We start from the raw sequence: 12,928 nt of genomic DNA on the forward strand, positions 1-12,928 counted from the left end.
TTTCCGACCCCGTGGAAGGAGCTGTTGCACATGAAGTTCGGCATCGGGACGGGCGTGACGTCCTCGGTGGCCGGTGTCGCCGACACGGCGTTTGCCGCGGTCGTGGAGGAGTTCGAACGGAACTTCACCGAGCGCGGCGAGATGGGCGCGTCACTGTGTGTCCTCGTCGACGGCAGGCCGGTCGTGGATCTGTGGGGTGGAGTCGCCGACCCGGCGACGGGGCGCCGATGGGAGCAGGACACGGTCGGTGTCGTGTTCTCGTGCACCAAGGCTGCGGTCGCGCTGTGCATCCACCTCCTCACGGAATCCGGAGAGATCCGCTCTGACATGCCGGTGGCCGACGTCTGGCCGCAGTTCGCCGCGAACGGCAAGCGCGACATCACGATCGGGATGCTGCTCAACCACTCGGCGGGAATACCCGTGCTGACCGAGCCGCTCGGGCCGAGCGCACTCGAAGACTGGGACTACATGGTCGGTCGCATCGCCGGCCAGCGACCGCTCTGGACGCCAGGCAGCCGGCACGGCTATCACCCGGTGACCTTCGGTCATGTACTCGGTGAGGTCGTCCGCCGCGTCACCGGCTCCACGGTGGGTGGGTTCTTCGCATCGGAGATCGCCGGCCCCTCGGGAATCGACTTCTGGATCGGGTTGCCGACGGAAATCGAGCCGCGAATCGCCCCGATCGTCGGTGCGGTCGCAGGTGAGGTCGCGACGCCCTTCCTCGATGCCGCTCTTCACCAGCGTGATTCGATCCCGAATCTCTTCTTGTTCAACTCGGGGGATTGGGCTCGGAGCGGTGTGAACACCCGTGCCGGTCGTGCAGCGGAGATCCCCGCGGCGAACGGCGTCACCAATGCGCGGGGGCTGGCGCAGCTGTACGCGAGCATTGTCCGGCACCCGGTTCTCGGCGGCGGCCGATCCGCGCCACCCCAGGGGACGTCGGTGTCCGACGGCTTCGACGAGACACTGCTCATGCCAACCCGATTCAGCGAGGGATTCATGCTCTCGATGGACAACCGGGCACAGCTCGGGGACGGGCACAGCATGCGTGTCGGGAACAACGCATTCGGGCACTGCGGGTCAGGCGGATCGATCGGATTCGCGGACCCCGATCTCGGGCTGAGCGTCGGCTACACCATGAACAAGCTGGGCCCGGGGCCATTGCTCAACGAGCGCGGGCAGACCCTCGTCGACGCCATCTACCGCTCATTCGGCCACTCGGAACCGCCCTCCGTACGGGATGGGCGCCGGCCACAACGTGAACAGGAACAACGATGACTTCCGTCAACATTCAGGACGATTCGACACGAACGGACGTGCTCATTCTCGGCGCGGGGTTCTCCGGGCTCGCGGCTGCAGCGATGATCTCCCGTGCCGGCGGATTCGAATACCTGATCCTCGAGCAGGCAGACGACGTCGGAGGCACGTGGCGAGAGAACACCTATCCCGGGTGTGCCTGTGACATCCCGTCGCCGCTCTACTCCTTCTCCTTTCGTCAGAATCCGGACTGGCGCCACCTCTTCGCGCCGCAGAACGAGATCCTCGACTACCTTCGGGACACCAGTGCGGAACTTCGGATCACCGAGCGCATTCGTTTCGGTACGACGGTGACCGGAGCCGACTGGGACGAGGAGGACGGCTCGTGGGTGGTTCACGCGGCGGGCGGTTCGGTCTTCCGTGCGCGATTCCTGGTGTCCGCGATGGGGGTTCTGCACCACGCCAACTACCCGAGTCTACCGGGCATCGAGGACTTCCAGGGCCCGGTCTTCCATTCCGCGCACTGGGATCATTCGGTCGACCTGGACGGCAAGCGGGTGGCGGTCGTCGGCACCGGTGCCAGCGCTATCCAGTTCGTCCCCGCCATCGTGGACCGTACCTCGCAGCTGGCGGTGTTCCAGCGGACCGCCCCATGGATCGTCCCCAAGTTCAACCGTGCGTTCGGCGAGGACGAGCGGGAAGAGATGCGGCGCAACCCGATCAAGCGCTGGTACCGGCGCGCCAGGCTGTTCTGGATCCACGAGAAGCGCGCCCGGGGATTCGTGTCCGACGCGTCGAAGATGGGCCCGACTCGGGAACTGGCAGAAGCGCACCGCGCGAAGCAGATTCGTGATCACGAGCTGCGAAAGAAGCTCACCCCCGACTATGCGATTGGCTGTAAGCGCCTGCTCATCTCGAGTGACTACTATCCGGCGCTGGCGAAACCGCACGTCGACGTCGTCACGACCGGTATCGAGGAGGTGCGCGCGCACTCGATACTCGCGACGGACGGATCCGAGTACGACGCCGACGTTCTCATCTTCGGTACCGGCTTCGACGCGCAGAACAGCCTGACGCGGGTTCCGATCCACGGACGCGACGGAGCGGCCCTCGGATCCCAGTGGGCCTCTGGCCCGGAGGCCTACCTCGGCACCACGGTGTCGGGATTCCCGAATCTGTTCCTGCTGTGTGGCCCGAACACCGGCCTCGGCCACAATTCGCAGGTGTTCATGATCGAGGCGCAGGTCAGGTACATGATCAGGTGCCTCCGGTACGCCGGCCGCGATGGCCTGCTCGAGGTCAGGCGGGACGCCCAGGAACGCTTCAACCGGTTCCTCCAGGGCCGGCTGTCCTCGACTGTGTGGCAGGCGGGTGGGTGCAAGAGTTGGTACCAGGATCCCGTCACCGGTCGCAACACGCTGCTGTGGCCTCGATCGACGCTGTCCTACTGGTTCCGCACCCGCTTCATACGGCGCTCTGACTACCAGCGGAAGCGGCGCCCGGCTTTCGCTGGATCGACTGCATCCATCAGCTGAAAAGCCCTGTGTCCGAAACCGTTCGGCATCCGACCGGCAACCGAGCTCATCCCAGAAAGGCTCTGTAATGACGACAGTTCCGCAGTTGCTCCACCGCAATGCCGAAGAGTTCGGCGACAAGCCGGCGCTCTCCCACGACGGGGAGGTCCTGACCTGGAGCGACACCCGGCTGCGAATCGCACGGATCGCGCTGGGCCTCGCCGGCCTGGGTGTGACGAAGGGTGATCGCGTCGCGATCATGATGTCCAGTCGTCCGGAGCACTGGTTGACGGATCAGGCCGTCGTGCATCTCGGGGCGCTTCCGACGACGGTCTACGGCACCATGCCGCCCAACCAGATCGCCTACCTGGCGCAGCACGCCGGCGTACGGGTCGCGGTCCTGGAAGGTCCTGCCGAGGTAGAGAGTTGGCTTCCGGTGCTGGACAGCCTCCCCGGACTCGAGCATGTCGTCGTTCTCGACCCCACTGCGCGGGTGGCCGACGATCCCCGCTTCCTGACGTGGGCCGACGTGATGGCCGACGAGGTCGACCTGGACGCATTCGAGGCCGGCTGGCGCGACATCACAGAGGACGATCCCGTCACCCTGATCTACACCTCCGGGACGACCGGAGTCCCCAAGGGCGTGATCCTGTCCCACCGCAACGTGATCGCCAATGCCGAGGCGAGGGACGCTGCAGCGCCCGCGCCCAGGCACTTCCGAAGCGTCTGCTATCTGCCGTTGGCGCACATCGCGGAGCGCATGGTGTCGGTCTACATGATCATCCACAAGGCGGGACACGTGACGTTCTGTCCGGACCCCGGCGTGCTCGTCGGCGTGCTGCGCGAGACCCGTCCGAACAGCGTCTTCGGTGTCCCCAGGATCTGGGAGAAGCTCGCGGCGGCGCTGCGTGCGCGACCGGAGTCGTCGCTGGCCGACGTCGGCCTCGACCAGGTCACCTGGGCGTGCAGCGCTGCAGCGCCGTTGCCGGTCGACGTGCAGGAGTACTTCCGGGAGCGGGGACTGTCGATCGTCGAGGCATGGGGGATGACCGAAACGACGGGTGTGGCAACCTCGACCAACGCGGACGATTTCCGGTTCGGTTCCGTCGGAATGCCGATTCCGGGTACCGAGATCAAGCTGCTCGACGACGGGGAGGTGCTGGTCCGAGGTCCGATCGTCGCCGGCGGATACCTTCAGGAGGACGGATCCGTCCTTCCGGTCACGGACAGCGCCGGATGGATGCACTCGGGCGACGTCGGACGACTCGACGCCGACGGGCACCTCTACATCGTCGACCGCAAGAAGGACCTGATCATCACGGCGGGCGGGAAGAACATCGCGCCGGTCGCGGTGGAGGCGCTGCTGACCAAGCACCCGATGATCGGGCAGGCATTGGCCTACGGTGACCGTCGGCCGTACGTCGTCGCACTGATCGTGCTCGATCAGGACGCGGTGGCCGCGTGGGCGGCCGCACGCGGGATTGCATTCGATTCGGTTTCCGATCTCGCCTCGCACCCTGAGGTGATCGCCGAACTCGATAGTGCCGTCGCGGTCGCGAACGAAGAGCTCGCACGCGTAGAGCAGGTCAAGCGCTACTCGGTGCTCGCGGCGGAATGGACCGCGGACGGGGGCGAGCTCACGCCGAGCCTCAAGATCAAGCGGCGCGCGATCCATGACAAGTACGCGTCCGCCATCGAGGCGCTGTACCCGCCCGCGTAGGCGCAGGATCGCGCGAGAGCTGCTCGTCGGCGGTCTCGGCTACGGTTCTTCGCGTGCCCCACATCATCACCACGGTCAATGTCAACGGCGTCCGCGCGGCGGCCAAGAAGGGTCTGCTCGAGTGGCTGACGGACTCACAGGCGGACGTCGTCTGCCTGCAGGAGACGCGCGCGTCGGACGCGCAACTGCGTGAGACCCTCGCGCCCGCCCTCGACGCCGGCTGGCACGTCGCCTCGGCCGAGCCGTCCGCCAAGGGCCGCAACGGTGTGGCCGTGCTGTCGCGCCGCCCCGCCGACGCCGTGCGCATCGGGTTCGGCGACGACGAGTTCGCCGACGCCGGCCGCTACATCGAGGCCGACTTCGACGCGTTGACCGTCGGCAGCCTGTACCTGCCGACCGGTGAGGCCGAGACCCCCAAGCAGGAGCAGAAGGAACGCTTCATGGCGTCGTTCGCCGCGCACCTCGGCCGCAGCGCCGACGCGGCCGCCGCGGCCGGACGCGAGATTCTCGTGTGCGGCGACTGGAACATCGCCCACACCGAGCGGGACATCAAGAACTGGAAGGGCAACGTCAAGAAGTCCGGGTTCCTCCCGGGCGAGCGCGCGTGGGTCGACGGACTGCTCACCGAGGGTGCGTGGGTGGACGTCGTCCGCACACTGCACCCCGAGGTCGACGGCCCGTACTCGTGGTGGTCGTACCGCGGCAAGGCGTTCGACACCGACGCGGGATGGCGCATCGACTACCACCTCACCACGCCGGGGCTGGCGGAGCGGGCGAAGGAGGCGCACGTCGAGCGCGCCGCGACGTACGCCGAGCGCTGGTCGGATCATGCGCCCGTCACGGTGCAGTTCCGCTGATGGCCGCGCCCCGTTCGAAGAGCCCGATCATCGCGTTGCTGGTGGCCCTCGCGGGTCTCGCCGTGGCGGTCGTCGTGGGAACTCAGGGCGGCGGTGACGACAAGACCCCCGCGGCGTCGTCCGTGTCGTCTTCGGTCTCGGTCACCAGCAGTGCACCGGCGAAGACCACCACCGCGAAGGCCTCGGCCACGACCACCGCCGCGAAAGCCTCGGCCACAACCACCGCCGCGCGGCCGTCGAGCGCGGTTCCGCAGACCGCGTGGGCCACGCTCGCCGCGATCGACGCCGGCCGGTGGCCGCCCTCCGACGCCCCCGGCACCGAGGGCGGCCGGACGTTCGGCAACCACGAGGGCCGACTGCCCGCGTCGAGCGGCGGGCAGAAGGTCCGCTATCAGGAGTGGGACGTCAACCGGAAGCAGAGCGGCCGCGGCCGCGACGCCGAACGCATCATCACCGGCAGCGACGGTTCCGCGTGGTACACCGACGACCACTACGACACGTTCGTGAGGATGCGCTGATGCCGACGCCGACGTTCCCGAGCGGGCTGGCGCTGCTGGTTGCAGGTCCGGGCCGGGCCGCGGGCATCGAGGAGGACCTGCGCGGCCTCCGTCCGGTGCGGCACGTACGCGGCCGGCGCATGCCGACCGTCGCGGCGCTGTTCGACGAGTTCGCCGCCGCGCTGCAGTTCCCGTACTACTTCGGCCGCAACAAGGACGCCTTCGACGAGTGTTTCTCCGAGATCGGCGACACCGTCGGCGCCGACGCGGTGGTGCTGGTGCTCGACGCCGACGTCCTGCTGAAAGAGCAGCCGACCCAGCTGTCGTGGTTCGCGGCGGCCGTCGGCCAGACCACCGCGTCGATCGTGTTGCAGGTGCGGCCCGGGCACGAGGACACTGTCGTCGACCGTTTCGCTGCCGCCGGCGTGCACCTGCCTCGCATCGCCGATCCCGGCGCGTGAAAGTATCGGGGATTATGTCGAGCACTGCAGAGAAGCCCACGACCCAACCGACCGCGAAGCCTCGCGTCCTGTCGGGTATCCAGCCCACCGCCGATTCGTTCCACCTCGGCAACTTCCTCGGTGCGCTGCAGCAGTGGGTGCCCCTGCAGGACGACTTCGACGCCTTCTACTTCATCCCCGACCTGCACGCCATCACCGTGCCGCAGGATCCCAAGGAGCTGCGGCAGCGCACCCTGCGGGCCGTCGCGCAGCTGCTGGCCGTCGGCATCGATCCCGAGCGGGCGACGCTGTTCGTGCAGAGCCAGGTGCCCGAGCACGCCGAGCTGGCGTGGGTGCTCAACTGCATCACCGGCTTCGGTGAGGCCAGCCGCATGACGCAGTTCAAGGACAAGGCCGCGCGTCAGGGCAGCGAGCACGCCAGCGTCGGCCTGTTCACGTACCCGGTCCTGATGGCCGCCGACATCCTGCTCTACCGCCCGCAGCGCGTGCCGGTGGGCGAGGACCAGCGCCAGCACCTCGAGCTGGCCCGCGACCTGGCCGGCCGGTTCAACACCCGGTTCGGCAAGACGTTCGTGGTCCCCGAACCGCAGATCATCAAGGGCACCGCCAAGATCTACGACCTGCAGGACCCGACGTCGAAGATGAGCAAGTCCGGGCCGACGCCGGCCGGGCTGATCAACCTGCTGGACGATCCCAAGATCTCGGCCAAGAAGATCAAGTCCGCCGTCACCGACAACGAGCGCGAGATCCGTTTCGACCCGGAGAACAAGCCCGGCGTCAGCAACCTGCTGACGATCCAGTCGGCGCTGTCCGGCAAGAGCGTCGACGACCTCGTCGCGGGCTACCAGGGCCGCGGCTACGGCGACCTGAAGGCGGACACGGCCGAGGTGCTCGCCGAGTTCGTCACCCCGCTGCGCGAGAAGGTCGACGCCTACCTGTCCGATCGCGCGGAACTCGACCGGATCCTGGCGGCTGGCGCCGACCGCGCCCGGGAGGTCGCCGGCCGGACACTCGGCCAGGTCTATGAGAAGGTGGGATTCCTGACCACCAGGGGGTAATTCGTACATGACCGACGCTGCACCCAGCTTCCTCGACAAGCAGCGTGCGGCGCGGCCGTGGCTCGATCACCTGGTCCGCGCGGGCGGTCGCTACCAGCAGCAGAAGGGCGACTACTACGCCGCCGGGATCACGTACTTCTCGGTCCTGGCGATCGTGCCGATCCTGATGGTCGCGTTCGCCGTCGCGGGCTTCGTGCTCGCCGGTCATCCGGAGTGGATCACCGAGATCCAGGACCACGTCAGCAACAACATGCCCGGCGGCCTCGGCGAGACCGTCAACGGTCTGATCGACGCCGCCATCGCCTCCCGCGCCGGGGTCGGCGCGCTCGGTTTGCTCGTCGCCGCCTACGCCGGGCTCGGCTGGACGGCGAACCTGCGTGACGCGCTGACCGCGATGTGGGAGCACACCCACCAGCCGGGCGGATTCGTGGCGACCAAGCTGCGGGACCTGGTGGCCTTGCTCGGCCTCGGTCTGGCGATGGTCGTGACGTTCGGACTGTCGGCGCTCAGCAACGGCCCGATCGCGCGGCGGGTCGTCGAGTGGCTCGGCCTCGAGGGCGTCACCGGGATCGGGGTGGCGCTGCGGATCGCCTCGGTGACGATCAGCGTGCTCGCGACCTGGGCCCTGCTCACGTGGGTGATCGCGCGGCTGCCCCGGGAACCGGTGACGGTGCGCAGCGCCGTCCGCGCGGCCTTCGGGGCCGCGATCGTGTTCGAGCTGTTCCGGCAGGTGGGTGCGATCTACCTGACCGCCATCAGCCAGGGACCGGCCGGTGTCGCGTTCGGGCCGATCATCGGTCTGCTCGTGTTCAGCAATCTCACCGCCCGCCTGATCCTGTTCGCGACGGCGTGGGCCGCCACGGCGCGCGAGAACCTCGAGAACGCGTACGTGCCGCCGCCCGACTCGGCCGTCATCCGGCCCCGGGTGGAGCTGCGCCGGGCGCCGACGGTGCGAGAGGCGCTCGCGTTCACCGGTGCCGGGGCGCTCGCCGCGATCGGCCTCGCCGGCCTGTGGCGCCGCCGCGGCGACTGAGCCTCGGTCGCGTTCCGGGGTCAGCGGCGGCGTCGACGGGTCAGGGCACGCGCCCAAGCGAGCAGCCCCACGACCACGCCGGCTCCGACGATCCCGATCGCGACACGGCCCGCGACGTCCTTGTTGGGCAGGTCCGAACCGGACGCCAGATCCATCCCACCGGGCCCGTGCGTTTCCGGCCCCGCGACCTGCACGGCCGGGCCGTCCGATGGCGCGACAGGATCGACGAGGACGCCGACGGACGTGGTGGGAGCGACGGCCCAGCCGTAGTCGAGGAGCCTGGCAACCTGCTCCCACGGACGGATCGGCAGGACGTCGGCCGCCATGAGGGTCACCGCGAGCCGCCGGCCGTCACGTTCGGCGCCGCCCACGAACGTCTGCCGGGCGTCGTCGGTGTAGCCGGTCTTGCCGCCGAGCGCCCCCGGATAGTTGGCGAGCAGCATGTTGTCGTTGTAGATCGGGTGCGGCTCGACCGGCTTGTCGTCGGGCTTGGTCGGATCGGCCGGATGGCCCGGGAACTCCACCGACTCGGTGGAGATGAGCTGCGCGAACGTCGGGTTCTGCATCGCCGCCCGGAAGAACAGCGCGAGGTCGTACGGCGAGGTCGACATGCCGGGCCCGTCCAGACCCGAGACCGACGCCGTCCGGGTGTCCAGCGCGCCCAGGGACCGCGCTTTCGCGTTCATCTTCTCCACGGTGGCCTCGTCGCCGCCGAGCTGCGTAGCGAGCGCGTGGGCGGCGTCGTTGCCCGAGCGCATCACCAGCCCCTGCATCAGCTGGTGGTTGGTGTACGTGCCGCCGGCGCCGAGGCCGACGGAACTGCCCTCCATCGAGGCATCAGCGGCGTTCGCGACGTAGGTCTTGTTCAGATCGAGTTCGTCGAGCGCGACCAGCGACAACAGGACCTTGATGGTGCTGGCGGGCCGGTAGCGGCCGTGCGGGTCCTTCGCGGCGAGGACCTGACCGGAGTCGAGGTCGGAGAGCACCCATCCGGTGGCGGAGATGTCGGCCGGCAGCGGCGGGGTGCCGGGGGCGGTGATGATGGTGCAGCTCCCGAGCGCGTCGCCGCCGACCGGTTTGTCCGGTACCGGAACCGGGGCGGGCGCTTGTTCGCCCGGCCGCGGCACCTCCGACAGGTCGATGGCGGGCGGTGGGGAGTCCCGGTGCGGGCACGCGTCGGTGTTGGGCGTGCTGAACGGGGGAGTGGTCGTGAGCGTGTCCACGTCCGCTGCCAAGGGGGACTGCGCTGCCAGAGGGAGAGCCGCCGCGGGAGCGACTCCGGCGCCGAATGCGAGTGTGGAGGCCGTCGCGGTCAAGAGGATTCGCCGCCGCGCGGACTTTACGAGTGCAGTCATAACGACAATCCAGGGTAGGGAAGCGGATCCGGCGTGTCGTTGTGAGGCCGGTCACGAGCGCGTCGAGGCACCCTCACATGATCCACCCCCCGACCTGCCCTGAAACGCGTTTTGCGCACTTGCCGCTGTCCCGATCAGGCCGGGAGCAGCGCCAAGTGCGCAAAACGGTGGTGCTGTGTGCTCAGAACGTCACTTGCGGGCGAACAGCAGCGCGCGCTTGACTTCCTGGATCGCCTTCGTCACCTGGATGCCACGAGGGCACGCGTCGGTGCAGTTGAACGTCGTGCGGCAGCGCCACACGCCGTCCTTGTCGTTCAGGATGTCGAGACGCTCGGCGGCGGCCTCGTCGCGGCTGTCGAAGATGAAGCGGTGAGCGTTCACGATCGCGGCCGGGCCGAAGTAGGTGCCGTCGCTCCAGTACACCGGGCACGACGTGGTGCAGCACGCGCACAGGATGCACTTGGTGGTGTCGTCGAAGCGAGCACGGTCCGCCTGCGACTGGATGCGCTCACGGGTCGGCTCGTTGCCCGACGTGATGAGGAACGGCTTCACGGCGCGGAACGCGTCGAAGAAGGGCTCCATGTTGACCAGCAGATCCTTCTCGACCGGCAGGCCCTTGATGGGCTCGACGGTAATGGTGATCGGACGGCCGTCCTTGGGCAGCATGTCGCGCATCAGGACCTTGCAGGCCAGACGGTTGACGCCGTTGATGCGCATCGCGTCCGAACCGCACACGCCGTGTGCGCAGGAGCGACGGAACGTCAGCGTGCCGTCCAGGTAGCCCTTCACGTACAGCAGCAGGTTCAGCAGACGGTCGGTCGGCAGGGTGGGAACCTGGAAGCTCTCCCAGCGCTGACCCTCGCCATCCTCCGGGTTGAACCGGGCGATCTTGAGGGTGACCATGACCGCGCCCTCGGGGACGGGCGGCAGCGCGGGTGCGTCCTTGTCCATGACAGGTGCGGACATCAGTACTTACGCTCCATCGGCTCGTAGCGGGTCTGGACAACCGGCTTGTAGTCCAGACGGATCGGGGAGATGAGCTCCGATCCCTCCTTGTACGCCATCGTGTGCTGCATGTACTCGGCATCGTTGCGATCCGGGTAGTCCTCGCGGGCGTGGCCGCCACGCGATTCCTTGCGGTTGAGCGCACCGACGACCGTGACCTCGGCCATCTCGAGCAGGAAGCCCAGCTCGACGGCCTCGAGCAGGTCGCTGTTGTAGCGCTTGCCCTTGTCCTGGACCGTGATGTGGTTGTAGCGCTCCTTGAGGGCCTTGATGTCCTTGAGCGCCTGCGTCAGGGTCTCCTCGGTGCGGAACACCGACGCGTTGTTGTCCATCGACTGCTGCAGCTCGGTGCGGATGTCCGCGACGCGCTCGTGGCCGTGGTCGGACAGGATGACCTCGAGCCACTTCTCGACCTTCTCGGCCGGGTTCTCGGGCAGCTCGACGAACTCGGAGTTCTCGGCGTGCGCGGCGGCGGCGATGCCGGCGCGGCGACCGAAGACGTTGATGTCGAGCAGCGAGTTGGTGCCCAGGCGGTTCGCGCCGTGCACCGAGACGCACGCGCACTCGCCGGCGGCGTACAGGCCGGGGACGTGGTCCTCGTTGTTGCGCAGCACCTCACCGTTGATCTTGGTGGGGATGCCGCCCATCACGTAGTGGCAGGTCGGGTAGACCGGCACGAGCTCGGTGACCGGGTCGACGCCCAGGTAGGTGCGGGCGAACTCGGTGATGTCGGGGAGCTTCTCCTCGAGCACGTCCTCGCCGAGGTGCGTGACGTCGATGTAGACGTAGTCCTTGTTCGGACCGGCGCCGCGACCCTCGAGCACCTCGAGCACCATCGAGCGGGCGACGATGTCGCGCGGCGCGAGGTCCTTGATGGTGGGGGCGTAGCGCTCCATGAAGCGCTCACCGTCGGCGTTGCGGAGGATGCCGCCCTCGCCGCGGACGGCCTCGGAGATGAGGATGCCGAGCCCGGCCAGTCCCGTCGGATGGAACTGGTGGAACTCCATGTCCTCGAGCGGCAGGCCCTTGCGGAAGATGATGCCCATGCCGTCACCGGTGAGGGTGTGCGCGTTGGACGTCGTCTTGTACATGCGGCCCGAGCCACCGGTGGCGAACACGATCGACTTCGCGTGGAAGACGTGGAGTTCGCCGGTCGCGAGCTCGTAGGCGATGACGCCGGTCGCGACGGGGCCCTCGGGGGTCTCGGTCAGCGCGATGTCGAGCGCGTAGAACTCGTTGAAGAACTCGACGTCGTGCTTGACGCAGTTCTGGTAGAGCGTCTGCAGGATCATGTGGCCGGTGCGGTCGGCGGCGTAGCACGCGCGGCGAACCGGTGCCTTGCCGTGATCGCGGGTGTGGCCACCGAAACGACGCTGGTCGATCTTGCCCTCGGGGGTGCGGTTGAACGGAAGACCCATCTTCTCGAGGTCCAGCACCGCGTCGATGGCTTCCTTGGCCATGATCTCGACCGCGTCCTGGTCGGCGAGGTAGTCGCCGCCCTTGACGGTGTCGAAGGTGTGCCACTCCCAGTTGTCTTCCTCGACGTTGGCGAGAGCCGCGCACATACCGCCCTGGGCCGCGCCGGTGTGGCTACGCGTGGGGTACAGCTTGGTCAGAACCGCGGTCCGGGCGCGGGGGCCGGCCTCGATGGCTGCGCGCATGCCAGCGCCACCGGCGCCGACGATGACGACGTCATAACGATGTTCCTGCATGAAGTCTCTGCTCCCCTAGCTCGCCGAGATGTTGGGGTCGAAGGTGAAGATGACGTAGGTGCCCAGGCCCATGATCAGGATCATCGACACGACCAGGATCGTGTTGAGCCAGAACCGGGTGGAGTCCTTACGCGAGTAGTCCGCGATGACCGTGCGCAGGCCGTTACCGCCGTGCAGCTGGGCGAGCCAGAGCATGGTGAGGTCCCAGAACTGCCAGAACGGGCTGGACCAGCGACCCGCGACGAACGCGAAGTTGATGCGGTGCACGCCGTTGTCGAGCATCAGCATGATGAACAGGTGGCCCAGGACGAGGATGATCAGCGCCAGGCCCGAGAAACGCATGAAGAGCCACGCGTAGAGCTCGAAGTTGTTCTTCGCCGGCCGACGCGGCGAGCGGGGGTTGTCCAGGCTGGCGGGGCGGTCGTACGCCTTGCCGAGGGACTTCGCTTCTGTCGTCAT

The 12,928-nt window shown here is 68.0% G+C and carries 12 protein-coding genes; 8 read left to right on the forward strand and 4 right to left on the reverse strand.

The annotated features are described in order from the left end of the window. Positions 1-30: 30 nt before the first annotated feature. From ABI214_RS20905 to yhjD, 8 genes are all read left to right on the forward strand, one after another. Positions 31-1,278 (forward strand): serine hydrolase domain-containing protein, encoded by a 1,248-nt coding sequence (locus ABI214_RS20905; protein WP_348604373.1) that lies wholly within the window; start codon positions 31-33, stop codon positions 1,276-1,278. Next, on the forward strand, positions 1,275-2,792 hold the full coding sequence (locus tag ABI214_RS20910; RefSeq protein WP_348604374.1) for a flavin-containing monooxygenase: 1,518 nt from the start codon (positions 1,275-1,277) through the stop codon (positions 2,790-2,792). The genes ABI214_RS20905 and ABI214_RS20910 overlap by 4 nt, the downstream gene beginning before the upstream one ends. A gap of 67 nt (positions 2,793-2,859) precedes the next feature. Next, positions 2,860-4,491 carry an AMP-dependent synthetase/ligase gene (locus tag ABI214_RS20915; RefSeq protein ID WP_348604375.1) on the forward strand — a complete coding sequence of 544 codons (1,632 nt, stop codon included), beginning with the start codon at positions 2,860-2,862 and terminating at the stop codon, positions 4,489-4,491. Between the two features lie 53 nt (positions 4,492-4,544). Beyond that, entirely contained in the window at positions 4,545-5,348 is an 804-nt protein-coding gene (locus ABI214_RS20920; protein WP_348604376.1) for an exodeoxyribonuclease III, read from the forward strand. Continuing rightward, positions 5,348-5,866, forward strand: a complete 519-nt coding sequence (locus ABI214_RS20925) for a ribonuclease domain-containing protein (protein WP_348604377.1) — start codon at positions 5,348-5,350, stop codon at positions 5,864-5,866. Before ABI214_RS20920 ends, ABI214_RS20925 begins: the two co-directional genes overlap by 1 nt. Continuing rightward, positions 5,866-6,306, forward strand: coding sequence for a barstar family protein (locus tag ABI214_RS20930; RefSeq protein WP_348604378.1), 441 nt, complete (start codon positions 5,866-5,868; stop codon positions 6,304-6,306). The genes ABI214_RS20925 and ABI214_RS20930 overlap by 1 nt, the downstream gene beginning before the upstream one ends. Before the next feature lie 14 nt (positions 6,307-6,320). Continuing rightward, positions 6,321-7,364, forward strand: coding sequence for a tryptophan--tRNA ligase (gene trpS, locus ABI214_RS20935; protein ID WP_348604379.1), 1,044 nt, complete (start codon positions 6,321-6,323; stop codon positions 7,362-7,364). A 7-nt stretch (positions 7,365-7,371) separates the two neighbouring features. Beyond that, entirely contained in the window at positions 7,372-8,397 is a 1,026-nt protein-coding gene (yhjD, locus tag ABI214_RS20940; RefSeq protein WP_348604380.1) for an inner membrane protein YhjD, read from the forward strand. A gap of 20 nt (positions 8,398-8,417) precedes the next feature. On the opposite strand, the gene ABI214_RS20945 is transcribed toward yhjD, so the two are convergent. The 4 genes from ABI214_RS20945 to ABI214_RS20960 all read right to left on the reverse strand — a co-directional run bounded on the left by ABI214_RS20945 (position 8,418) and on the right by ABI214_RS20960 (position 12,928). Continuing rightward, positions 8,418-9,752, reverse strand: a complete 1,335-nt coding sequence (locus tag ABI214_RS20945; RefSeq protein WP_348604381.1) for a D-alanyl-D-alanine carboxypeptidase family protein — start codon at positions 9,750-9,752, stop codon at positions 8,418-8,420. Positions 9,753-9,941: 189 nt separating this feature from the next. Next, positions 9,942-10,718 (reverse strand): succinate dehydrogenase iron-sulfur subunit, encoded by a 777-nt coding sequence (locus ABI214_RS20950; RefSeq protein WP_348604382.1) that lies wholly within the window; start codon positions 10,716-10,718, stop codon positions 9,942-9,944. Continuing rightward, on the reverse strand, positions 10,718-12,469 hold the full coding sequence (gene sdhA / locus ABI214_RS20955) for a succinate dehydrogenase flavoprotein subunit (RefSeq protein ID WP_348604383.1): 1,752 nt from the start codon (positions 12,467-12,469) through the stop codon (positions 10,718-10,720). The genes ABI214_RS20950 and sdhA overlap by 1 nt, the downstream gene beginning before the upstream one ends. Positions 12,470-12,484: 15 nt before the next feature. Then, on the reverse strand, positions 12,485-12,928 hold the full coding sequence (locus tag ABI214_RS20960) for a succinate dehydrogenase hydrophobic membrane anchor subunit (RefSeq protein ID WP_348604384.1): 444 nt from the start codon (positions 12,926-12,928) through the stop codon (positions 12,485-12,487).

Source organism: Prescottella soli (assembly GCF_040024445.1).
Taxonomy (GTDB): domain Bacteria; phylum Actinomycetota; class Actinomycetes; order Mycobacteriales; family Mycobacteriaceae; genus Prescottella; species Prescottella soli.

Bases quoted from the DNA above. Each gene is read 5' to 3' on its own strand.
- trpS (WP_348604379.1), top strand. From the start codon at position 6,321: ATGTCGAGCACTGCAGAGAAGCCCACGACCCAACCGACCGCGAAGCCT.
- ABI214_RS20950 (WP_348604382.1), bottom strand. From the start codon at position 10,718: ATGTCCGCACCTGTCATGGACAAGGACGCACCCGCGCTGCCGCCCGTC.
- yhjD (WP_348604380.1), top strand. From the start codon at position 7,372: ATGACCGACGCTGCACCCAGCTTCCTCGACAAGCAGCGTGCGGCGCGG.
- ABI214_RS20910 (WP_348604374.1), top strand. From the start codon at position 1,275: ATGACTTCCGTCAACATTCAGGACGATTCGACACGAACGGACGTGCTC.
- sdhA (WP_348604383.1), bottom strand. From the start codon at position 12,469: ATGCAGGAACATCGTTATGACGTCGTCATCGTCGGCGCCGGTGGCGCT.
- ABI214_RS20905 (WP_348604373.1), top strand. From the start codon at position 31: ATGAAGTTCGGCATCGGGACGGGCGTGACGTCCTCGGTGGCCGGTGTC.
- ABI214_RS20925 (WP_348604377.1), top strand. From the start codon at position 5,348: ATGGCCGCGCCCCGTTCGAAGAGCCCGATCATCGCGTTGCTGGTGGCC.
- ABI214_RS20915 (WP_348604375.1), top strand. From the start codon at position 2,860: ATGACGACAGTTCCGCAGTTGCTCCACCGCAATGCCGAAGAGTTCGGC.
- ABI214_RS20960 (WP_348604384.1), bottom strand. From the start codon at position 12,928: ATGACGACAGAAGCGAAGTCCCTCGGCAAGGCGTACGACCGCCCCGCC.
- ABI214_RS20930 (WP_348604378.1), top strand. From the start codon at position 5,866: ATGCCGACGCCGACGTTCCCGAGCGGGCTGGCGCTGCTGGTTGCAGGT.
- ABI214_RS20945 (WP_348604381.1), bottom strand. From the start codon at position 9,752: ATGACTGCACTCGTAAAGTCCGCGCGGCGGCGAATCCTCTTGACCGCG.